16 protein-coding genes and 7 pseudogenes are annotated in these 21249 nt (G+C 67.5%); 9 read left to right on the plus strand and 14 right to left on the minus strand.

Annotation, left to right across the window (positions count from 1 at the left end; translation table 11 throughout):
* The coding region (locus ACWGJB_RS48765) for a sugar phosphate nucleotidyltransferase (RefSeq protein WP_453386474.1) at positions 1–357 on the plus strand (357 nt) is incomplete at its 5' end.
* Positions 358–470: 113 nt separating this feature from the next.
* Here the strand turns inward: ACWGJB_RS48765 and ACWGJB_RS48770 are convergent.
* From ACWGJB_RS48770 to ACWGJB_RS48795, 6 genes and pseudogenes are all read right to left on the minus strand, one after another.
* Positions 471–1085 (minus strand): annotated as a pseudogene (locus ACWGJB_RS48770) (TetR/AcrR family transcriptional regulator); the annotation flags it as partial.
* On the minus strand, positions 1082–2026 hold the full coding sequence (locus tag ACWGJB_RS48775) for a hypothetical protein (protein WP_453386475.1): 945 nt from the start codon (positions 2024–2026) through the stop codon (positions 1082–1084). The pseudogene ACWGJB_RS48770 and the gene ACWGJB_RS48775, both read right to left, overlap by 4 nt.
* Complete coding sequence (locus ACWGJB_RS48780) at positions 2023–2511, minus strand: hypothetical protein (RefSeq protein ID WP_453386476.1); 489 nt, start codon at positions 2509–2511, stop codon at positions 2023–2025. The genes ACWGJB_RS48775 and ACWGJB_RS48780 overlap by 4 nt, the downstream gene beginning before the upstream one ends.
* Positions 2512–2514: 3 nt before the next feature.
* The gene (locus ACWGJB_RS48785; RefSeq protein WP_453386477.1) at positions 2515–3708 is read right to left on the minus strand and encodes a macrolide family glycosyltransferase; all 1194 of its coding nucleotides are present in this window, start codon (positions 3706–3708) and stop codon (positions 2515–2517) included.
* A 33-nt stretch (positions 3709–3741) separates the two neighbouring features.
* Entirely contained in the window at positions 3742–4638 is an 897-nt protein-coding gene (locus ACWGJB_RS48790) for a patatin-like phospholipase family protein (RefSeq protein WP_453386478.1), read from the minus strand.
* A 167-nt stretch (positions 4639–4805) separates the two neighbouring features.
* Positions 4806–7238, minus strand: a complete 2433-nt coding sequence (locus tag ACWGJB_RS48795; protein ID WP_453386479.1) for a SpoIIE family protein phosphatase — start codon at positions 7236–7238, stop codon at positions 4806–4808.
* Positions 7239–7453: 215 nt separating this feature from the next.
* Between ACWGJB_RS48795 and ACWGJB_RS48800 the strand changes: the two genes are divergently transcribed.
* Complete coding sequence (locus ACWGJB_RS48800; protein WP_453386480.1) at positions 7454–7939, plus strand: MarR family winged helix-turn-helix transcriptional regulator; 486 nt, start codon at positions 7454–7456, stop codon at positions 7937–7939.
* Between the two features lie 279 nt (positions 7940–8218).
* Here ACWGJB_RS48800 and ACWGJB_RS48805 read toward each other — a convergent pair whose 3' ends face one another.
* The 6 genes and pseudogenes from ACWGJB_RS48805 to ACWGJB_RS48830 all read right to left on the minus strand — a co-directional run.
* Entirely contained in the window at positions 8219–8869 is a 651-nt protein-coding gene (locus ACWGJB_RS48805) for an FMN-dependent NADH-azoreductase (RefSeq protein WP_453386481.1), read from the minus strand.
* 221 nt (positions 8870–9090) lie between these two features.
* Complete coding sequence (locus tag ACWGJB_RS48810; protein ID WP_453386482.1) at positions 9091–9348, minus strand: DUF5133 domain-containing protein; 258 nt, start codon at positions 9346–9348, stop codon at positions 9091–9093.
* Between the two features lie 633 nt (positions 9349–9981).
* Positions 9982–10566 (minus strand): annotated as a pseudogene (locus ACWGJB_RS48815) (IS30 family transposase); the annotation flags it as partial.
* Between the two features lie 164 nt (positions 10567–10730).
* A complete protein-coding gene (locus ACWGJB_RS48820) occupies positions 10731–12698 on the minus strand; it encodes a prolyl oligopeptidase family serine peptidase (RefSeq protein ID WP_453386483.1) in 1968 nt (655 codons plus the stop codon).
* Positions 12699–12835: 137 nt separating this feature from the next.
* Positions 12836–13042: pseudogene (locus ACWGJB_RS48825) on the minus strand (hypothetical protein); the annotation flags it as partial.
* A 967-nt stretch (positions 13043–14009) separates the two neighbouring features.
* Positions 14010–14813: pseudogene (locus tag ACWGJB_RS48830) on the minus strand (PP2C family protein-serine/threonine phosphatase); the annotation flags it as partial.
* Between the two features lie 261 nt (positions 14814–15074).
* Here ACWGJB_RS48830 and ACWGJB_RS48835 point away from each other — a divergent pair.
* Positions 15075–16190, plus strand: a pseudogene (locus tag ACWGJB_RS48835) (IS3 family transposase).
* A 295-nt stretch (positions 16191–16485) separates the two neighbouring features.
* Here ACWGJB_RS48835 and ACWGJB_RS48840 read toward each other — a convergent pair.
* Positions 16486–16953, minus strand: a complete 468-nt coding sequence (locus ACWGJB_RS48840; RefSeq protein ID WP_453386484.1) for a MarR family winged helix-turn-helix transcriptional regulator — start codon at positions 16951–16953, stop codon at positions 16486–16488.
* A 211-nt stretch (positions 16954–17164) separates the two neighbouring features.
* Between ACWGJB_RS48840 and ACWGJB_RS48845 the strand changes: the two genes are divergently transcribed.
* The 6 genes and pseudogenes from ACWGJB_RS48845 to ACWGJB_RS48870 all read left to right on the plus strand — a co-directional run.
* A complete protein-coding gene (locus tag ACWGJB_RS48845; RefSeq protein ID WP_406434712.1) occupies positions 17165–17899 on the plus strand; it encodes an SDR family oxidoreductase in 735 nt (244 codons plus the stop codon).
* A 70-nt stretch (positions 17900–17969) separates the two neighbouring features.
* A complete protein-coding gene (locus tag ACWGJB_RS48850; protein ID WP_453386485.1) occupies positions 17970–18152 on the plus strand; it encodes a hypothetical protein in 183 nt (60 codons plus the stop codon).
* Between the two features lie 66 nt (positions 18153–18218).
* A complete protein-coding gene (locus tag ACWGJB_RS48855) occupies positions 18219–19073 on the plus strand; it encodes an LLM class flavin-dependent oxidoreductase (protein ID WP_381802863.1) in 855 nt (284 codons plus the stop codon).
* Positions 19074–19173: 100 nt separating this feature from the next.
* The gene (locus tag ACWGJB_RS48860; RefSeq protein ID WP_316770397.1) at positions 19174–19791 is read left to right on the plus strand and encodes an NADPH-dependent F420 reductase; all 618 of its coding nucleotides are present in this window, start codon (positions 19174–19176) and stop codon (positions 19789–19791) included.
* Between the two features lie 145 nt (positions 19792–19936).
* Positions 19937–20068: pseudogene (locus tag ACWGJB_RS48865) on the plus strand (integrase core domain-containing protein); the annotation flags it as partial.
* Between the two features lie 48 nt (positions 20069–20116).
* Positions 20117–20356 (plus strand): annotated as a pseudogene (locus ACWGJB_RS48870) (transposase); the annotation flags it as partial.
* 304 nt (positions 20357–20660) lie between these two features.
* Here ACWGJB_RS48870 and ACWGJB_RS48875 read toward each other — a convergent pair.
* A complete protein-coding gene (locus ACWGJB_RS48875) occupies positions 20661–20924 on the minus strand; it encodes a WhiB family transcriptional regulator (RefSeq protein WP_453386486.1) in 264 nt (87 codons plus the stop codon).
* Positions 20925–21249 lie beyond the last annotated feature (325 nt).

Raw genomic sequence — 21249 nt, forward strand, 5'->3', positions numbered from 1 at the left:
GGCCTGGTGGAGAAGCCCGCGCCGGCCGACGCCCCGTCCCCGTACGCGGCCATCGGCGGTTACGTCATCACCCCCGGCATCATCGACGAACTGCGCGAACAGACCCGCCGCTGGTACGAGCACCGCACCGGCGAGGTCTACCTGACCGACGCCATCAACGCCTACGCCGCCAGCCGGGCCGTGTACGGGCAGGTCATCCAGGGCCGCTGGTACGACACCGGCAACCCGGCCGACTACCTCGTCGCCCAGATGGCCTTCGCCCTCGCCCACCCCGAGTACGGCCCCGTCCTGCGCGGCCTGGTCACCGCACCGGATGCCGACCGTGCTGCCGCCCTGCAGGCCGAAACCGATATCTGAGCTGGCGTTTTCCCTCTTGGTTCGGCCATGCGCAGTGAGCGGCCCAGGACAGGGAGCAGCCAGACCTGGGGCAGCCGGCCGAAGTGGACCTCGACGGCGAGGACGAGCCGCTCCGTCAGTTCCTCGAAGTCGACCGAGGCCGGCGGCTCCACCGCGAGGACATGGTGCAGTGTGGCGAGGCCGACCAGTTGTGCGGACACCAGAGACGTGAACGTCGGTGTCCGCTCGGTCTCCTCGGGGGTGATCCGGCCCAAGCGCGACGCGACGGTCGCCTCGATCTCGTTGCCGAACGCCTTGGCGGTCGTCTCGTCCGACAGGCCGGCCCGGTAGACGGCGACCAGCGCGGGGCGGGTCGACTCCTCCTCCCAAGAGGAGAGGAACGTCCGGGCGATCCACTCCCCACGGTTCTTCACCCGGACCTCTCTCTCGTCCTCCGTTCTCTCGTCCTCCGTTCTCTCGTCCTCCGTCAGGGATTCGAAAAGGGCGGACATGTCGATGAGGGAGGAAACGGCCTCTCGGGAGAGGCGGTCCTTGTTGCCGAAGAAGTGGTGGATCAGCGCCGGATCCACTTCCGCCCGCTGGGCGACTGCGCGCATCGTCGTGCCCGAACCGCCCTTGACCGCGAAGAGATCGAGGGCGGCCGTGAGGATCTGGGCCTTCCTGGTGCTGCTCTGTTCCGGGCCGCGGCCGCCGCCCCGTGAGGGCCGCTTCCCGCAGGCGGTCGTCATGGCGACCGGTCGCCGGCATCTGTCGCCGCGGTCGCGCGGCAGCGGGCACGGATGATGGCGATCACGGTGTCGGTGGTGCGGTCCAGGTAGCTGCGGCCATCCGGCAGACGCGCCTCCGGGCTGATGTAGCTGCGCGGCCCGACGTGGGTGGCCGGGTCGAGCCGATGAACGGTGATCTTCCCGGCGCGAAGGGCCCGATTCCATTGGCTACGGCGGAACAGCCGCCAGCGTTGAGGAAATATCCAGGTGCCGACCCGCTCGATCCGGTCGTTCGCGCTGGTGAGCTGATGCACGCGCTCGGCATGGGTGAGGTCGTTTGCACCGTTGTGGAATCCGCCGAGCATGATCAGCAGGAGCGGGGAGTGCAGCTGGGCGTGCAATGCGCCGACCGCCCCGGCGGCGACCTGGGCGCCGCCGCTGTAGCTGAGCAGCACCACGGGGATACCGCTGTCGGGCTGGTAGCCGGCAAGCCGGAGTTGAGCGGTGATCTGGGAGCCGACTGCCCGGTCGTACAGAGGACGGTACCGGTGGTCGGCGGCGACGAAGGTCTGCATGACATTGTGCAGAAACAGCAGCAGACCGACGCGGCGACCCACCCACGACCACACCGGCCGGTCGGCAAGCGGTTCTGCCAGTGGTGAGTAGGGCTGCACCTGACCCAGTACCCGCAGTTCCGGCGCTCCGGCGATCAGGGCCTCGACCAGCTGGCCGCCGTCGCGAGTGTCGCGGAAGCGGCGCTTCCCGATACCGTCCAGATAGACCAGGTAGGCATCCGGGGGACTGTCAGGGGCCGCGCCCCGGGCGTAGGGCACATCCTTCGGGAGCTCGACGGCAGGGCTCCGCCAGCCGGTGCTGTAGGCCAGTACCTCATGGCGGGCCAGCAGAGCTTCAACGAGCAGAACCAGCCCGAGCGCGCAGACCCAGAGCAGGAAGACGTTCATGCGAGCGCCTCCGGAGCCCGGGGCGCACTGATCCTCACGACCAGGCGCCGAACAGCCTCCACAGCAACCCCCAGGCCTACCCCGGCGACGGCCACACAAGTGGCGGCGGACCACCAGCCCAGCCCGGTCGCCGCGGCGAGTGGACCGGCCAGAGCGGCTCCGACCCCGACAAAGAGCAACAGGTGGAACAGGGGTCCCAGCAAGGGGAACGCGAGGACGGCCGTGAGCACCAGCGGGGCGACCAGGGCGGGTGTCCACACCAACCCGTCGCCTGGCGGGGGAGGGGACTGCACCAGCTCGGCCAAGGTCTGTGCGGTCAGTGGCCACAGTGCGAACACCGCACCCTCCGCCAAGCCACCGGCCAGCAGCAACCCGGCCACAGCAGTCCGTGACATGCCGGGCCGGCGCGCCGTCATGGGCAGGATGCGCCCGGCGGCCTCCGACACCCCGGCGAACAACAAGAGCAGGACGACGACAGGTGACATCGCTCAGCCTCGCTGTGCCGGATCGGCGGGAGCCGACCGACCGACCGAGCCGGCGGCATGCAGATATCGCTCGAGTTCGTCGGCGGCCCGCAGGTATCCCCCCGCCTCGAGCTGGGCGGCCTTCAGAGTCGTTGCCGCAGCCTGGAACGCGGGGTCGTCCAAAAGGCGCCGCGCGAGTGCACGTACGGAGGCCTCGGTGACGTCCTGGGCACGGAGCGACAGGCCGGCGCCGAGCGCGGCGACTCGCTGGGCCACCATCGGCTGGTCAGCGCCCTGCGGGACCACCAGCAGGGGAACCCCGGCGTACAGGGCCTCGTTGACGCTGTTCATCCCGCCATGGGTGACGAACAGCGCCGCGCGGGCCAGCACCTCCGGTTGCGGCACGAAGCGACGGGCGAGCACATTGGCCGGCAACGGCTCCAGCGTGGCGGGATCGGTCTGCCCGGTGGCGATGATCACGGTCCCGCCCAGCGGGGCCAGCGCGGTCGCGAAGTTGCGCAGCAGCTGCGGGGCGGCGTTGAACACCGTGCCCAGCGAGGCGTACAGGACAGGTTCCTGCAGTTGTTCGGCCGGAAACGACGGGTCGACGGGGCGGGCCCCCACACTTGGGCCGACGAACCGGTAGGACCGGTCGAATTCCTCGGCTGCCGGCTGGAACGCCCACGAGGTATAGACCAGATTGAGCGGCTGGCGGATGTTAATCAGGTCGACGAGCGGCAACCCACGCGTGTCGAAGCGGCGACGCAGACTCCAGCGGGACCGAAGGTAGGCCTGGAGGCCGCGGGGTCGAGCCATCGCCGTGGCCAGCAGGGCCCACGAGGGGCGGGTGATGCTGGGTACTTGCCGGTTGTAGGCGAACGTGGTGAACGACGAAGCCGCAGGCACCTTGAGTTCGCGGGCGGCGATCGCGCCCCATAGGCAGTCGCTGTCGTGGACGATCAGGTCCGGTCGGACGCGGTGCAGATCGGTCAGCACAGCGGGCAGCAGGCGGACGGCGGCGAGCCCGAGCGTCTCTATGAACGTGGCCGGCGTCGGTGGGTCGGGGAGCGGCTGGTCGCCCCCGGGGTAGGGGTACACGGTCGCGCCGACGGCCTCGATCTCCTCACGGAACGCGGGTGGCGTGTGGTACGTCACGGTGTGGCCGCGCCGAACGAGCTCGGCCACGACCGGCAGCGTCGGGTTGACGTGCCCGTGCATGCCGATGTTGAGGAACGCGATGGTACTCACCGGTCAAACCCCCGATATGGAAGAAGTGGATGCCTCGCCGGGACCGGCGGATGTCACCGGAGGGCCGTCGACCCGATACAGGCCCGGACCGCTGATGCGTAGCCCGTCGAGAAAGCGTCCCGTCGTGCGGGACGCGGTGCTGATCAGGCGCTGTGCCTGGCGGAAGTCCCATGGAGCGGGCCAGGTCTCGATGCCGGTCGGCAGCACGACGGTCGGGATGTGCTTGGACACCTCGTGCAGGTCACGCTCGATCTGATGGTGCAACAACAGTGTCCCGGCCCTGGCGGCGATGGCACCGGCACGTCGGCGTGGGGTGGTGGGGCGCAACGGTGAGCTCTCCGGCCCGGTCGCCAGCACCACCACGCTTGCCGCCCCGGCCTGCAGGGCCGCCAGCACCGGGACATAGGCGATCACCCCACCGTCGACGAGCACCCGCCCCCCGCGATCCACCGGGGGCAGCATCCCGGGAATGGCTGCGCTGGCCAGCAGCGCGGACTCGAGGTCTCCGTGGTCGAGCAGCACCGAACTGCCGGTGACCAGGTCCATGGCCACCGCGGCGAACGGGACCGACAGCTGTTCGATCCGCGACGGCAGCCCGGCCCGGGCGATCAGACGACGCAGGCCGCGATCGGTGAAGATGCTGGCCCGTGCGAACAGGCGGTGGCCGAGCGGGTAGACCTCACGGCGACGCAACTGGGTCCACACGTGGTCCAGCCACGGCGCGGCCCTGTCGGGGTGGGCGGCCGCGATGGCTCCGTTGAGAGCGCCCACCGACGTTCCGATGATCATGTCCGGGACGAATCCGCGCTGTTCCAGCGCGTACCCGATACCGACATGCGCCGCTCCGAGTACGCCGCCGGCGCCCACCACCACGGCCACGGGACGGGGAAGGGAGCGCAAGCCCGTCGACGGCGGGTCCCCGGGCGGGCGGCTCGATGAGGCTGGTCCTTGCGACAAGTAAACCCTCCGTGTTTCTGACCATGGCGCCGGATCGGATTGGTTTCCCAACTAGGACCGGGCGACCACCCGGTCTGTGACACCGGCCCCGCCGGCGAACCACCGACCGGTCAGAAAGAGAGCGCCGTCTGCGGCGAACGGCCCAGGGCTTGTTCGGCCCAGATGGTCTTGCCCGCTGAGGTGTAGCGGGTGCCCCAGCGCTGAGTGAACTCGGCAACGAGGAACAGTCCCCGGCCGCCCTCGTCGCTGACCCGGGCCCGGCGCAGGTGAGGCGCGGTGCTGCTGCTGTCGGAGACCTCGCAGATGAGGGACCGCTCCTTGATCAGCCGCAGGCGGATCGGTTCGGTGCCGTATCGGATCGCGTTGGTGACCAGTTCGCTGACCACCAGCTGCATAGTGAACGCGGCCTCCTCGAGCCCCCACGCGGTGAGCCGCTCGTCAGCCAGCTTGCGTATCTCCGCCACGGCGGCCGCGTCTGCGGGGACGTCCCACTCGGCGACGTTGTCCTTGCCGAGGACCCGGGTGCGGGCGACGAGCAGGGCGATGTCGTCGGTCCGCGTCTCGGTTTGCAAGGATTCCAGGACTGTGTCGCACAGTTCTTCCAGCGAGGGCACGGACCGGGCCAGGGCGTCGCGCAACTCGTCGATCCGTTCATCGATGTCGTGGCCGCGGGTTCCGACGAGTCCGTCTGTGAACAAGGCCAGCAGGCTGCCCTCGGGAATGGTCAACTCGGTGGCCTCGAACGGCAGGCTGCCCAGCCCGAGCGGGGGCCCGGCGGGCACGTCGACGACCTGCGTGGTGCCGTCCGGACACACCAGAACCGGGGGCGGGTGACCTGCCCGGGCCAGCGTGCAGCTACCGGACACGGGGTCGTAGATGGCGTACAGACAGCTGGCGCCGATGTCGCCGGGGATCGCGTTGTAACCGACGGCACCGGCACCGGCCTTGTCGCCCGTCTCTTCCGCCGGGTGGGTCACCATGTCGTCGAGGCGGGTGAGGAGCTCGTCGGGCTGCAGGTCGATGTCCGCGAGGGTACGTACCGCCGTCCGTAGCCGGCCCATGGTGACCGAGGCGCCGATACCGTGGCCGACGACGTCCCCGACGACCAGGCCGATGCGAGTGCCGGGCAGGGGGATCACGTCGAACCAGTCCCCGCCCGCCTCGGTGGCGCGGTCGCCGGGCAGGTAACGGGCAGCGGTCTCCGCGCCCGGATGCATGATCGGGCCACGCGGCAGCAGGGTGCTCTGCAGCAACAGCGCGATGCCGTGTTCGCGGGTGAACCGGCGGGCGTTGTCCAGGCAGATCGCAGCACGGGCGACCAAGTCCTCGGCGACGGTCAGATCGTCGGCGGTGAAAGACTCACGGGAGGCGCCATGGCGGAGGAGAGCGGCGGCCCCGATTGTAGTGCCGCGGGCTCGGATCGGCACCGTGATCAGCGAGTGCGCTCCACAGGCGCGCAGTTCTGCCGCCGTCGTGGGGTCGTCGGCCAACCAACGGGTCACCTGTGGATCGGTGAAGTCGTGCACTTCCGCCCTCCCGGTCGCCACACACCGGCTGACCGGGGAGGAAGCGGGGTGCCACCGCGTCTCGCCCAGGGCGGGACGCGCCCCTGCCGCGAAGAACTCCGGCCGTTGCGCGGCTCGGCGCAGCAGAACGCGGCCGGAGGGAACAGACTCGGGCAGTTCACCGCCGAAGACCGCCTCGAACAGGTCGATGCTGACAACGTCCGCGAAACGGGGTACGAGGAACTCGGCGAGTTCGTCAGCCGTCCCTTCCAGTTCCAGGCTGGCGCCGATGCGGGTACGGGCCTCGCCGAGCAGGGCCAGCCGCTCTCGTGACTCGTACTGCTGGGAGTAGTCGTACGCTGTCATCGCCACCGCGCGCACCCGGCCGACCGGGTCCTTGAGCGGGAAGTAATCCACGGTCCAGGCGTGTGCCTTCGGTTCGCCGGGGACCTTGAGGAAAGCCTCTCTCTGCGCCGGGGCGCCCGTCGCGGCCACCTGCCGGATCCATCGCTCGTTCTCGATCAGCGGGGCATCCGGGATCAGGTCGCTGATGCGCCGGTCGCGGAGTTCGTCCTCGCGCAGACCGGTCGCCCGGGCCATCATTCGGTTCTGCTTCAGGCTCCGGGCTTCGCAGTCGAATATCCCGAGATGGGCTGGATGCTGCTCGAACGCCCACCGCATCAATGCCTCGTCTCCGGGCTCCTGCGCACCCGGCCGAGCCTCTGCTGTCACCCGAGGCTCCGCGGTCAGCAGAAACCCGCCCGGCCGTTCGGAGGCCACCAAGGGCGACAAACAGACCCGCGCCTCGACAGAGTGGCCGTCACGATGCAACAGCGCCGCCCCGTCGGTGGTGACGAGACCGGTGAGGGACTTGCCGATGACTTCTTCGGGTGCGTAACCCCACAGTGCCTGTGCGGCGCTGCTCCAGAGGATTATGCGGCCGGAAGGGTCCGAGACGGCGACGGCCGCGGCTGTGTCGACGTGGATCCGTGCCGATCCCGGAGGCAGCGGCGCTGACCATGCGTGGGAATGTGCCATGGCGCCTACCTGGTCTGCCGTGCCGGATGACCGCGGATTGCCCTTGCCATCGGCTCTCTTCACGATCGTTCCACGGCTGACCGCTGTCAAGACGAGCGTCCAGCACCCCGGTGCGATCCCCGTCGGCGTTGCGGGGGCGCAGTGGAGGCGGGCACAGCCGCATTTGTTTCAAACGATACCGTATTGGGTGAATGGATAGCTGGTAACCTGAAGCTGTGACTGCCGACGCTCCTCACTCGTCCGCCGGCTCGCGCGCGACCGACCGTCCCGGGGACACCTCGCCTTTCGCTCTCGGTCTGCTGCTGCGGCGGGCGCACTGGCGTGCGGCTGCGGTGATGACGGAGGCGCTGCGCCCGCTGGGCGTGGAGTTGCGGCATTTCGCGGTGCTGCTCGTGCTGGTCGACCGTGGGCCCACGGTGCAGCGGGACCTGGCGGCGGCGACGGGGTCGGACAAGGCGGGGATCATGCGGGTCGTGGACGACCTGGAACGCATGGGGCTGGCCGTACGCAAGGCGGTTCCGGGGGACCGGCGGGTTCGGGCGGTGGAGATCACGCCTGGGGGTGTCGAGCTTTTCGATGCGGCGCATGTGGCGGCGGAGCCGCTGGCGGAGCGTCTGGTGGCCGAACTGGGACCGGGTGAGTCCGAGCAGTTGAGGGGGCTGCTGACCCGGTTCGCCCATCCCGCGGAGGGTGAGGCGTAGGCGCCCGCGTGGCGGTTGCCCGGGGCGTGGACGGGTCGTGCGCCGTACGGCTTTCCCTGCGAACCCGGCCTCGACGGCTGCGACCGTCGTTACCGCACGCCGACCAGCCCGCGGGCAGGACTTCGTCGCCATCGTCCCGAGGTGCGACCCGCCGGCCGGCCGAACACCTGGGCCACCCCGGAGTCGGGCCAACCCACCGCCTCGGTCAGGGCGCGGACGACACGGACACCGTGTGACGTCCTGGACCGAGCCGTCACACGGTGTCCATTGCAGGGTGTTCTAGGCGGCGAGGAGTTCCGCGAGTTCCTTGGCCTTGGCGGCCGCGTCCTCCAGGGCACGCTTGCGGGAGGTCTCGTAGCGGGGGACGAGTTCGGACATGGCCGGGTTGCGGGGGGCCATGGTGAGTTCCGGAACGATGAAATGGAGGTCCAGGCCGAGGGTGTCCTTGAGGACGGCCTTCAGGTAGTTCTGTACGAAGTCGTAGCCCTCGCGCGGGGTGCCGGGCGCGTAGGAGCCGCCGCGGCTGGCGACGACGACGGTCGGGGTGCCCTGGGCGGAAGGGGTCTCGCCCGCGGTGCGGCCGAGGAGGAGCACGCTGTCCAGCCACGCCTTGAGGGTCGAGGGGATCGAGAAGTTGTACATGGGGGCGCCGATGAGGACGGCGTCCGCCTGCTCCAGCTCCTCGATGAGTTTCACGCGCGCGGCGAACGCGGCGGACTGCTCAGGGGTGCGCTCGGCGGGGGCGGTGTAACCGGCGGACCAGGCGGCGGCCGTGATGTGCGGGACAGGGCTGGCCGCGAGGTCGCGGTACATCACCGTGCCCTCCGGGTGCTGCTCCTCCCAGACCTTGCGGAAGGTAGCGGTGACCGGACGGGACGAGGAGGCCTCGCCGGGGAACACGGACGAGTCGATGTGCAGCAACGTGGCCATGGGCTTTCTCCCAAGAGAGGACTAGTGCTCGACAATAGTCGAACACGAGACGGTATCGAACGAGACTATCACGAGTGGAATTGATGGCTTGACCGGGCGAGGAGGCAGGCGATCACGGACCTCTACGGGGTCGTGCAGGGTCCGTCCACGGGCACGGGGCAGCCAGATGGACTGCTGGCCGCTCCTCCCCGCCGATCAGGCGTTGTCGTCCTGGTAAGGCCTCAGACGAGCACCGGCAAACCGTCCTCGCCCTCCGGCTCCTGGACACTGCGGCGTCCGGCCCGGGCCACGAGCAGCGTGTCCGCGGCCGCTATGGCCTCGTGCACGTTCCGGGCTCCCATCGTGATGCACAGCGTGTAACTCACGTCCTCAAGCTCGCGTGCCCTTTCCCGCACCTCGCTTTCGGCGAGCGCGATCTGCAGGGACGCGTACCGGGTCAGCAGCCTTCTGACGACCTTCGGATCCGGAACAACGAGCACAGTCAGGCCCTCTCTCTCGACGTTTGAGTCACACCCGCACCTCATGCCAACTGACGCTTGGCGACGGCAGCGTTCGGGTTCCTTCGTGGCCCACACCGCTGCCCTGAGTGAAGACCGGATGCCCCCAACTTGTGTGACGAGACTGGTTCCATCGCTCCATCGCCGCGGCCGTGCCACACCGTCCTGGCCCGTCTGGTCTGTCTCGTGTCGAACAACGAGCAGAGGGACCGATGCGTGAGATTCTGATTGTCGGTGGGGGCTACGCGGGCTTCTACTGCCTGGCGCCTTGAGCGGAAGCTGCGCAAGGGCGAGGTACGAGTCACGGATGTGACCCGCGTCTGAGCTTGTTCCGCTTTGACGGACACCATCGGTGTGGTGGTCAGGCTGCGAGTGCGGTCTCGCATTCGGCGGGGCTGCGGTAGCCGAGACTGCTGTGCAGTCGGTGCAAGTTGTACCAGCCTTCGATGAAGTCGAAGATCGCGGTGCGGGCTGGGCCAGGAGCTCGTGTCGAGCAGCTCCCGTTTGATGGTGGCGAAGAACGACTCGGCGAGCGCATTCTCCCAGCACTGCCCGGTGCTACCGACGGATGGGCGGGCGCCGAACTCGCTTGCCAGGGTGGCGGATTGCCGGCTGGGCCCAGGCTTCGCGCCGGGTCCGGGGGGCCCGCAGCGCCCGACCGGTGCGCAGGCACGCAACGAGCTCGCGTCTGAGCGCGCCGCGGCTCTCGACGTAGAGGGCCTGGTAGATCGCTTCGTGCGAGATACGCATCGATTCGTCCTGGGGGAATTCGGCCTTCAGCCGGTGGGAGATCTGTTCCGGGCTCCGGGCCGACATCCAGTTGCGGTCCTGACGTTGCCGCTTGTTGCGGCCGTTCCTCTGCCCTGTCCCGGGACCCAGCACCAGGGTTCCGTCCGGGCGGCGGACGTGGCCCGACAGCCTTTCCTGCACATAGTCGTGCAGCTGCTGATGCTCGGACTCCGGCTCCTTGAGCCCTGAGGACGGCTATCTCCTCACGTTCATGAAACGACAGATACCACCCCACAAGCGGGGCAAGATCGACCGGTGGCATGCCTCCACCCTGCCGGAACCATCGGGCGCCGGCGGCCGAGGACACACCGACCACATCGGCGGCTTCCTCGCTGAGGAGCCCTTTGGCAATCTCACGCCAGAACTCGCGCTCGGACCGCGCCGCCACGACGGTGCCCCCGGTGACTACATCGGAGACCTACCCGTCAACTCGTTCATCCACCCTGCCGGCCTGCCCATCACACCTCCGAAGCCGAGGTGTTGCGACGACCGGTTGAATCCGCCCTGTTCCCTGGTGTCTGGTCGGGACTCGGGGGCCCAAAGGGCAGGCACGGTGACTGGCCGCGGAGCGAGCCCTAGGCCACTGCGAAACCGAACACGTCGGCGTAGAGACGCAGTTCCTCTTCCAGGCATGCCATCAGCGTCGCCTGCCGGCGGAAGCCGTGCCCCTCACCCTCGAAGGTGCGGTGCACGTATCGCTCCGGGTGCGGGGACAACGCATCGGTGAACGCTTTTGCCTGAGAAGGTGGGCATACCGCGTCCTGTGTTCCCTGGAAGAGGATCAGCGGGACCTTGATACGGTCCGCGTGCTGGATCGGGGACCGGGCACGGTAGAGGTCAGTCCGGTCTTTCGGGCCGATGAGCGCGTCCAGGTAGTGCGACTCGAAGTCATGCGTCCCTCCTGCGGCGAGAGAGACAAGATCCACCACTGGATAGAACAGGGCGGCACAGGCATAGAGATCGCCTGCCGCCACCGAGAGCGCCGCGGTGAACCCTCCGGCGCTGCCGCCGCGGATCGCCACCCGGCCGGCGGCCGCCGTACCCTCGTCGACCAGGGCCCGCGCGACCGCGGCGCAGTCCTCGACGTCCACCACACCCCACTGTCCGCGCAGCCGTTCACGATAGGCGCGCCCGTATCCGGGGGTGCCGCCGTAGTTGACCTCCGCGACCGCGATGCCGCGGGAGGTGAAGTACGCGATCTCCGGATTGAGAGCTAGGGGGGCTCTGAGACCTGGACCACCGTGCGCCCAGATCACCAGCGGAGGTACCTCATTCGGCGGACCCGTGAATCGGGGGTTGCGCGGGGCGTGTACCTGCGCATGGATCGGGTGGCCTCCAGGGCTTTCGAAGACGCGAGGTACGGGTGTCGGCAGGTATGCGGGATCGGCCGCGAACCTGAACGCGTGACCCAGGTGCGGGACTTCCGGCGAAGCCGCGTCCACCTCCACGACCTCATAGGGGGAGTGGCCAGTGGCCGCCACGCCGACGATCCGGCTCCCGGCGGCATGAAGGTGGGGCAGCCATTCGTCCGCCGGGCCCGGTACATCGACGAGTTCCCCGCGATCGGGGTCGAGGACACCGAGCCGCTGCCCTCCCACTCCGTGCAGGACTGCCAGGCGGCCGTCGGACAGCGGCCAGAACCACCGGTGTCCCAAGCGCTGGAGGCCCGCGAACTCTTCACTGGCCGGGTAAAGCGGCCGCCTGTCACCGGTCTCCGCATCCACCGCGTAGAGGTTCCACCATCCGGTGCCCTCACAGGCCGCGACCAGTGTGCCGTTCGGCAACCATTCCGCTTGGGCCACCGGATCTCCGGGCCCGCCCGTCAGCGTCCGAGCCTGCCGCAGGAAGCCGTCGTCGCTCATTTCGGCGATGCGTAGTTCTGCCGCGTCCCAGGGCATGTGAGGGTGGTCCCAGGCAAGCCATGCGGCACGCCGTCCGTCGGGAGACAGCCGCGCCTGGGAGACAAAGCGATGAGTTGCGGGCGCAAGTTCCCGGACGGCCGAACGGTCGGTGGCCGCCGCCCCGTCCAGTGGCACCGCAGCGTGGACTCGCCGAACGTCACCGGCGCCATCCCCGGTGAACTCCTCCAGCACGCAGCGGACTTCGCCACGTTCGAGATCCAGAACCGGTTCGACCCAGCGAAGGCCTGCGCCCACCGGCGACACCGGTGTCAGCGGATAGGGGGCGCAGTGCCGGCCCCGGTCGACACGGAATACGTACAGCCGCTGGTCCGGGCAATGGACAAAAGCGACGAGCGTTTCCGTCCCGCTGGCCGCGGCGCCCCAGGGACGGCCACCGTACTCGATGACCCGACTGCGTACATCCCACGGTGCTGGCAGCAGCGACTCCGTCACACCGTCCGCACATCGGCGAACGAGCGCTGTCCGGCCATCCTCCTGCGGACGCGGTTCCACCCACCACACTTCGTCGCCGACCACGCCGACGTACGACGGTGCTGCGATCTGCCCGGCAGCCAAACCTGCCGTGGCCACCTCGCTGCTGATGCGGGACTGCCATGAGCCGAAGGGGGCGACCGACCTCACAGCACAGCCACCTGACGAGGCACCGCAGGACACGGGGCAACGAAGCTCATGGGGCTCCAACTGGGCAAGGCCTGCCGGGGTGCAGCGCTGTTCGCAAAGGTGCGGGGAGCAACGGCTGAGCCGCGCCCGGGACCCTTGGCGCGGTAGAGGCCACGGCCGGTCCGCTGGATTCGGGACGTACCGCCAAGGCGATCGAGTGTGCTGCGAACTCCGTTGATGCTTCCGCTGTCGGAGTCACGCCCCAGAGCCGCGGCAACACCACGGGCCCGCACGTCCACATCGCCGACGGTGGCGAAGTACTCCATGATCTGCTCGGTGAGTATGCCGTACTTCTTCTGCCCGTCCGTCTCGGCGCCGGCCGTAGGAGGACGTTCCGGGCCCTTGCCGCTCGCCGGCTTCTGAGCCTGAGGTCCGGACGTCGTGGCGGCGTCCGCGGACCGGGGGGAGGCAATGTCATGCGCTGTGTGGGTTACAGGGACCATGTGTTCCTCTCATCCTCAACTCCTCTGCCCACCTGCGGTGCCGTCCGGCCTGGACGTGCCGATGAGTCCCCGCACCTCATAGGCAGTGGCGCATGTCGAAATGCCGAGGCATGGGGGCCCACGGTGTCCCTGGAGACTCATGCGTCGGTCAGGAAACACAGCGGCAGGGGAACGTGGTTGCCAGCGATTCTATGGTCTTCCGCCCGCTGTCCCAGCTGCGCGGACCTGGTCCTGACAGCGAGTCGACCGGGCCGTCGGCACCCTTTCAGCCGGATGATCCGCAGCGCTTCTCGCTGTCCGGAGGTCTGGCCGAGGCGGAAGACACGTGGTGCAGCCGATGCAACGTCTCGGAGACCGACTTGATGCGGCTATCGAAATTGTCAATTGTCTCTCGAAGCATGCACAGGCGGGCATCGAGCAGGGCTGATTTTGCTGTCAGAGACATACCGGAGGCGGCAGGGCCGGAGTGTCTGTCGGGATCTCGTGGCAGTACGCGTCTCTCTGCGGCTCAAGGCGTAGTCATACAGAGTGTGTTCGGACGGAACATCGGCGGCGGCCTACCGGCCTCTGCGAAGGGAGGTGCGGCAGCCCTGCGATGAGGACTGATTGCCGCGTGGGCCTGGCCCGGCGCGCTTGGAGAACGCTGCAGCCGAAGGTCTGGTGTCGGCCAGCCGTCCTGGTGCAGCGCCCCGGCACTGCCTCGGGGGAGGACTGTTACAGCTATCGCCCCGTAGCTGCCTCAGCGGCCAAACACCCTGCGAATGTCTGAAGCAGAAGACCACGGTCCAGGCGTAATCGATCACCGTCAATGGCATACCGACACGGGCGGTCAGCTCCCTGCGTTCCAGCCCAGATGAAGAACTGCCACGTCGTCCGCCAGGCCCCCGAAGGGTGCCGCCCTGGACACAGCACCGTGGACCAGGGCGTCGATGAACTCCTGCCCCGGCAGGTGTCCGTGCTGCATCGCCAGCCGCAGCAGGCCTTCTTCGCCGAGTCGTGTGGAGGGGCCAGTCCTTCCTTCGAACAGTCCATCGGTGAAGAGAACCACACTGTCGTGCGGGGAAAGCGAGACATCGGTCTGAGTCCAATCCTCGCATTCCGGAAACAGGCCCAGGGCAATTCCGGCCCGAGGCTCGACCCAGCGGATTTCCCCGTCGCTGCGTAGCAGAAGCCCAGGGTGCCCTGCGCTCACGACTTTCAGAGAAGATCCTCCTGGAGGGAACACCAGCGACACAACAGTGGTGTAGGTGTCGTCGTTCGCTCTCTCGTCGATCAGTATCTTCTCCAGGATGCGCAGTTGCTCGAACTGGGTCTTGCCGCAGAGAACGGCAGTCCGCCAAGCCACGCGCAGGTGAACTGCTAGAGCAGCCTCAGCCGCTCCATGTCCGGAGACATCTCCCAAGATCACGTGTACGGTCGAGTCCTCGGTTTGTACAACGTCGTAGAAGTCACCGCACAACAGCGCGTGAGCCCGGCCTGGAATGTAACACGAAGCGGCCGAGAAGTTGTCTTGGCGCAGCGCCGGTGCAGGAAGCAGTCCCCGTTCCAGGGATGCATTTTCCTGGGCGATCAGTGAGTTGAAATCTATCGCAGCTCCGAGTGTCTCCAGGTGTTCTCGCCGCACGGTATGCCGGGACGTGGGGGCGAATCTGACAGTTGCAGCTGCATAAGGCATTTGTGTGGTACCCCACCTTCGATTCATGTGTGTTGCCACCTCCCGACATCAGACAGGAGAGGAACTGGATCTGTGACAAGAGAGGGGCAAGTAGGACTCCTTCAGGTCTTCCTGCCGTGCCTGTTCGGGAGCAAGTCAGGTTGGCCTGACCCCGGTTGGTTGATCCACGTCGAGTGAGAGTCTTGCCGCCCACGACGTGGGCAGGAAGGCTCGATGACGATGACCACCAGGAAGAGGCATTCGCCGGAGCAGGTCGTGCGCAAGCTGGCGCAGGCCGATCGGATGCTTGGCGAGGGTAAGGATGTCGCCGACGTGTGCCGCGAACTCGGGGTGTCCGAGCAGACGTATTACCGCTGGCGAAACCAGTTCGGCGGGCTGAAGGCCGACGACGCCAAGCGGCTGAAGGACCTGGAGAAGGAGAACTCGACCCTCAAGCGGCTGCTTGCCGACGCCGAGCTGGAGAAGGCCGCGTTGAAGGAGATCGCCCGGGGAAACTTCTGAGCCCGGAACGCCGGCGGGCGGCCGTTGCGCACCTCATCCGCGTGATGGGCGTGAGCGAACGGTTCGCTTGCCGGGTGACCGGGCAGAACAGAACGACGCAGCGACAAGAGCCCAAAGCAAGCACCGCGGCCGATCCGGACGCCGGGCTGCGGACCTGGCTGCGGGCATGGGCGAAAGACCATCCGCGCCGCGGGTTCCGCCCCGCATTCCACGACGCCCGCGCCGAGGGCTGGGCGGTGAACCACAAGAAGCTGCAGCGGCTGTGGCGCGAGGAAGGCCTACGCGTGCCGCAACGCCGACGCCGCAAACGCACCCGCACCAGCACGGCACCCGACCGGCCGACAGCCGACGCCCCCAACAAGGTCTGGGCGGTTGACTTCCAGTTCGACGCCACCACCGACGGCCGCCCGATCAAGATCGCATCCATGGTCGACGAGCACACCCGCGAATGCCTCGGCGGCCTGGTCGAACGCAACATCACCGGCGACACCCTGATCGACGAACTCGACCGCCTCGCAGCGATGCGTGGCTACCCGGCCGTGCTGCGTTGTGACAACGGCCCCGAGCTCGCCTGCGAGGCGATGGCCGACTGGGCCGGCGAACGGGTCGGGCTCGCCTTCATCCCGCCCGGCGAGCCTTGGCGCAACGGATACGTCGAGTCGTTCAACAGCCGGGTCCGTGACGAATGCCTGAACATCAACATCTTTCTGGTCGCTGGCCCAAGCCCGAGTCGTGATCAGCGACTGGAAGGAGGACTACAACCGGCGCCGACGACACAGCTCGCTCGGCTACCAAGCCCCAGCGGTCCACACTGCCGCTTGCACCCACCGATGAACGACTCTCACCAACCGTGGATCAGCTCTCGGGGTCCGGCCAGTCGGCGGCTATCAGCTCATCGCCGAGAGCGCTGGTGCGAGCGACCGCGTCCTGTTGGTGTGGGGTTCGGTCTTCGGCGACGTAAGGTGCGAATGTCGCGATCGCTCACGGATGGCAGCTGAGTGTGGTCGTCGCAGCGATCCATCCCAGCATCGCGCGGTCCTGTCGCCCGAAGTCCAGACAGCGGACGACAGCCGCTGATCGGTCTCGTGTCGCCGGGAGAGGGGCAGCGATCAGGGCGAATCGGATTCCCTCAGCTAGGACCTTCTGCGTTTTCGAGCTTGGCCCAGATCCGGGTGAGGGCAGCGATGTCATCGTCGTCGAGGGGATCGACGAAATATTTCTTGACCGAATCTTCGAAGGTTCGTCTGACCGTCTCGGCGAAGTGCCGTCCGCTTTTGGTGAAGCTGATGAGCGACACCCGACCGTCGCCTTGGTCGGCTCCACGTTGTAGGTGCCCGGCATCGATCAGTCCCTGAACCAACCGTGATGCTCTGGTCGGGCTGACGCTGACGAGTTTGCCAGACAGACCTCGAACCGACTGAGGCTCGGCCTCCAGGAGCCAGCACAGGATCTCGACGGTGCTGAACGAGATCTTGTGCTGGTCCATCAGCACGGCGTCGATCCGCCCGGTGACCGTGGCGTGGGTGAACAGCAGCGCAAACCAGCCGTTGACCTGGTCCGGGGAAATGATTCGCGGTTGCGACACGGGTGCCCTCACGCTCGGCAGTGTACCCGAAATTTGATGCTCGCCCGTTTACATGCGCGCGCACGCATCTGTTACGGTGGGCATGCAGCCGTGAACGGGAGACCAGCCCCGTTTGCGGAGCGCTTCGCACGAGCGGCGTCAACTCGCCGGCCCGACGTACCTCGCAGGTTTACACATCGATCGGCCGTTCGACCGTTCGGCCGACAGAAAGGTAAAGGTCAACATGCTCAAACTTGATGGCAAGGTCGCCGTGATCACTGGAGCAACCTCTGGGATGGCGTTGGCGACGGCCAAGTTGTTCGTGGCCGAAGGCGCCTACGTGTTCATCACCGGGCGAGACAGGGACAGACTGGACGAGGCGGTCGCGGCCATCGGCCACAACGTGACGGGTGTACAGGCGGACTCGGGAAATCTGGACGACCTGGCTCGCTTGGCCGAGACCGTGCGGGAGCACCACGGACGAGTCGACGTCCTATTTGCGAGCGCTGGCGTCGCGTCGGTGTCCGACCCGCTGGGAAGTATCACCGCCGATAGGTTCGATGCGCTGGTGGGCGTGAACTTCCGCGGCACTGTGTTCACCGTTCAGTACCTGCTGCCATTGATGAGCGACGGTGCGTCGATCATCCTGAACGGCACGAACAGCGCGACCAAGGGCATCCCCGGTGCCGGTGTCTACTCGGCGAGCAAGGCCGCCGTTCGTTCACTTGCCCGCACCTGGGCCGCGGAGTTGAAGGTCCGCGGTATCCGGGTGAATGTCGTCAGTCCCGGTTCGATCGACACCGCGCTCTTCAGCACCGTGCCCCTCGCGTTTCGGGAACAGATCACCGCCGCCATCCCGCTGGGACGGCTGGGAACCAGCGAGGAAATCGGGGCTGCCGCGCTGTTCCTGGCCTCCTCGGACGCCAGCTTCATCACCGGCGCGAACCTAGTCGTCGACGGCGGGTTCAGCCAGATCTAACGGCGAGTGCCGACCAGAGGAGTGCCTTATGTCGGCGCTCCGACCTGACCGCACGAGGAGCAGACCCACCATGGCAGCACGGCCGTTGTCGGTGCCACCGTGCACGGGGTTCACTGTCGGCTTCTGGTGGGCCGCCGGCCTGTTCTGGGCCGCCGCTGTCGTCCGCGGTGCTTTGATCCGCGGTGGCACCAGCCTTCACCACGAGGCCGGCCAGCCCGAGCCTCTCGACGAAATCGTCAGCGCCCTGATCTGACGACACGCTCTGCGCGACGACGTCGCGTCGCGGCTGACCACGAACGAACGACTGAAGGAGACATCGATGCCTGACTACGGTCATCCCCTGCGTTTCGCAACATTCCTCGGTCCCACCAACTCCCCGCCGAGCCGTCCGGTCGAGTTGGCGCAGCTGAGTGAGCGGCTCGGCTTCGACTTCGTCACCTTCCAGGACCATCCCTACCAGTCGAGCTTTCTCGATACCTGGACTCTGCTGAGCTGGGTGGCCGCGCGGACCGAGCGCATCGGAGTGTCCGGCAACGTGCTGAACCTGCCGCTGCGTCAGCCCCCCGCCGTACTCGCCCGCGCGGCGGCCAGCCTCGACCTGCTCTCCGGTGGACGGACCAGCCTCGGACTCGGAGCCGGCTTCTACTGGGATGCCGTGCAGGCGATCGGCGGACGGCGGCTGACCCCGCTACAGGGCGTTGCGGCACTTGACGAGGCAATCGACATCATCCGCGGGGTCTGGGATGCCGACGGGCCCGGCGGCGTGGATGTTGACGGCGAGTTCTATTCGGTCCACGGCGCCGAGCGTGGACCCGCGCCCGCCCACGAGATCCCGATCTGGCTCGGCGCCCACAAGCCGAAGATGCAGGGCTTGGTGGGACGCAAGGCCGATGGTTGGCTGCCGTCGCTGCCGATGATGGAGCCGGGCGGCGTGTCAAAGGGAAACGCGATCATCGACGATGCCGCCCGGGCCGCCGGCCGCGATCCCCGCGAGATCACCCGTCTACTCAACATCTTCCCGGGCCAGCAGACTCCGGAGGCACTGACCCAGCTGGCCGTCGAGGACGGCGTCAGCATCTTCATTCTGGCCAGCGACGACCAGGACGTAATCGAGCGCTTCGCCGCTGAAACCATCCCCGCGGTACGCGAACACGTCGCCCGCGAACGCAACTAGTCCGCGAGCCAATGCTGCGTGGCCAAAGCGCTTGATGCAGCCCATCAGACCGGCAACTCACGCCTTACCGGCAGCTCCATAGACAGCAAAGGAACACGTCATGACCACCATCAGCATCATCGGTTCGGGCAACATGGCCGCCGCCATCGGCACCCGGGCAGCCAAGCACGGCCACGCGATCGAGCTCATGAGCCGCAACACCGCCAAGGCTTTGGCGCTGGCCGACCAGATCGGCCACGGAGCCACCGTCGGCGCGCTCGGCGCAACGCCGGCAGGTGACATCGTCATCGTGGCCGTCCCGTACACCGGCGCAGTCGACGTGGTCACTCACTACGGCGACGCCCTTGCCGGCAAGGTCCTCGTCGACATCTCCAATCCCTTCAACGCCGACGCCAGCGGACTCGCGACCACCCCAGACAGCTCGGCGGCCCAGGAGATCGCTGCTGCCGCCCCCGAGGGCACACCCGTCGTGAAGGCGCTGAACTCGGTCTTCGGCCACGTCCTCGCTCGCGATACGCCCCTGGACGTTTTTGTTGCCGGCGACGACGCCGCAGCGAAGGCCCAAGTTGCGGCGTTTCTGGAGAGCATCGACTTGCGGCCCCTGGACACGGGAGGGCTCGCGATGGCTTCGGTCCTCGAATGGACCGGCATCCTGCTGATGGGGCTGGCCCGCAACGGCGCCGGCTTCGACATCGCCCTCGGCGCCGAAGTCCGCTGAACACCCTTTCGGTTTGGGCTGGCCGTCTCGGCTTTCCCGTGCTGACCGAGAGAGGTAAGTACGCGGCTGTATGACTGATACGACCTGAGTGACTGAGGGCAACCGTGTCCAGGGACGCCGTTGCTAGGCCACCTGAACTTTCACATCTTTCTGGTCGCTGGCCCAAGCCCGAGTCGTGATCAGTGACTGGAAGGAGGACTACAACCGGCGCCGACGACACAGCTCGCTCGGCTACCAAGCCCCAGCGGTCCACACTGCCGCATGCACCCACCGATGAACGACTCTCACCAACCATGGATCAGTTCTCGGGGTCCGGCCAAGGTGTGTGGGCGCACATGAGGTGAACCATGTTCGGGCGACGTTGGCGTTATACGTGGCGGATGTGTTCGCCTCGGTGCCGCGCAAGGAGCAGCGGGCCAAAGGCGACTGCTGTCTGCGGGGACTGATGCTGGATGGCCGGCGTAGTCCGATCCAGGCCATGGCCTCGCGGCAGCCGGACCGTAGCGGGCAGAACTTGCAGCAGTTCGTGCACAAGTCCACGTGGGATCCGATGCCGGTGCAGCGACACACGCCCTGGCTGCGATCCGCGCCCTCAACGGTCCGGAGTTCGTAGGTGAGACGTTGCGAACGATGCCGGAGGCGCTCGCCGACCAGCAGGCCGCATCCACCTGCACGGTCGCCGCAACCGTCGTGTTGGCAGGGCGGGACGCTGTCGGACCGCCATGACGACGGGCCGCTTCCCCCGCGCTCGGCAGGGCGACCGAGTACGCAGCCTGGCTTGCGGCCGCCGCGGTTCCCTGCGCAGTTGTACAGGGCGGCTCGGAGAGTCCAGCGCGAAGCTCACTCTGGCGGTGGTGTGTTGGGAACCATCATGCCGCCGTGGTGATGGTCTCCTTGACCCGGCGGGCGTCACGCCGCCTCATCGCACGGCGTTCGCTCTCCGTCATGCCGCCCCAGATGCCTTCCACCTGGCCTACATCCACGGCCCAGTCGAGGCACTGCTCCAGGACAGGGCATCTGCCGCAGACGGCCTTGGCTTCGTCGACCTGTGTGAGGGCCGGACCGCCTTGGCCTACAGGGAAGAAAAGATCAGGGTCTACACGTAGACAAGCCGCCCGTTCGCGCCAATGCATCGCGTAGTCGCCTAGTCGTTCTGCAGCCATGGAATGCAGACCTCCAGGGTTCGTCATCCGGCAGGAGGCCCCGGAATCCGATCAGGGTTTTCGTCGCCTCTGCGAAGCGGCGCCGGGGGCCATGACTGAGACCGGTCGCCCGGAGCATTTGTGACACGCAGACCAGTTCTGCGTAGCTTTGAAGGAGCTCCCCACGTTGTTCTTCGAGAGGTGTTGAGCCCTTCGTACGGCTTAGAGGTCCTAACAGAAGTCGTTGATCATGTGACTTTCGGCTTGGATGGTCGTTGGTCTGGTCGTGGGGAAACATCAGTCGCGTCCATGGATC

It is taken from the genome of Streptomyces sp. NPDC054813 (assembly GCF_053611365.1).

What these genes read in the sequence shown, in the direction of transcription:
- ACWGJB_RS48805 (WP_453386481.1), bottom strand. Translation starts at nt 8,869, where the DNA reads ATGGCCACGTTGCTGCACATCGACTCGTCCGTGTTCCCCGGCGAGGCC.
- ACWGJB_RS48795 (WP_453386479.1), bottom strand. Translation starts at nt 7,238, where the DNA reads ATGGCACATTCCCACGCATGGTCAGCGCCGCTGCCTCCGGGATCGGCA.
- ACWGJB_RS48775 (WP_453386475.1), bottom strand. Translation starts at nt 2,026, where the DNA reads ATGAACGTCTTCCTGCTCTGGGTCTGCGCGCTCGGGCTGGTTCTGCTC.
- ACWGJB_RS48850 (WP_453386485.1), top strand. Translation starts at nt 17,970, where the DNA reads ATGGCAGCACGGCCGTTGTCGGTGCCACCGTGCACGGGGTTCACTGTC.
- ACWGJB_RS48845 (WP_406434712.1), top strand. Translation starts at nt 17,165, where the DNA reads ATGCTCAAACTTGATGGCAAGGTCGCCGTGATCACTGGAGCAACCTCT.
- ACWGJB_RS48855 (WP_381802863.1), top strand. Translation starts at nt 18,219, where the DNA reads ATGCCTGACTACGGTCATCCCCTGCGTTTCGCAACATTCCTCGGTCCC.
- ACWGJB_RS48860 (WP_316770397.1), top strand. Translation starts at nt 19,174, where the DNA reads ATGACCACCATCAGCATCATCGGTTCGGGCAACATGGCCGCCGCCATC.
- ACWGJB_RS48780 (WP_453386476.1), bottom strand. Translation starts at nt 2,511, where the DNA reads ATGTCACCTGTCGTCGTCCTGCTCTTGTTGTTCGCCGGGGTGTCGGAG.
- ACWGJB_RS48875 (WP_453386486.1), bottom strand. Translation starts at nt 20,924, where the DNA reads ATGCATTGGCGCGAACGGGCGGCTTGTCTACGTGTAGACCCTGATCTT.
- ACWGJB_RS48785 (WP_453386477.1), bottom strand. Translation starts at nt 3,708, where the DNA reads ATGCACGGGCACGTCAACCCGACGCTGCCGGTCGTGGCCGAGCTCGTT.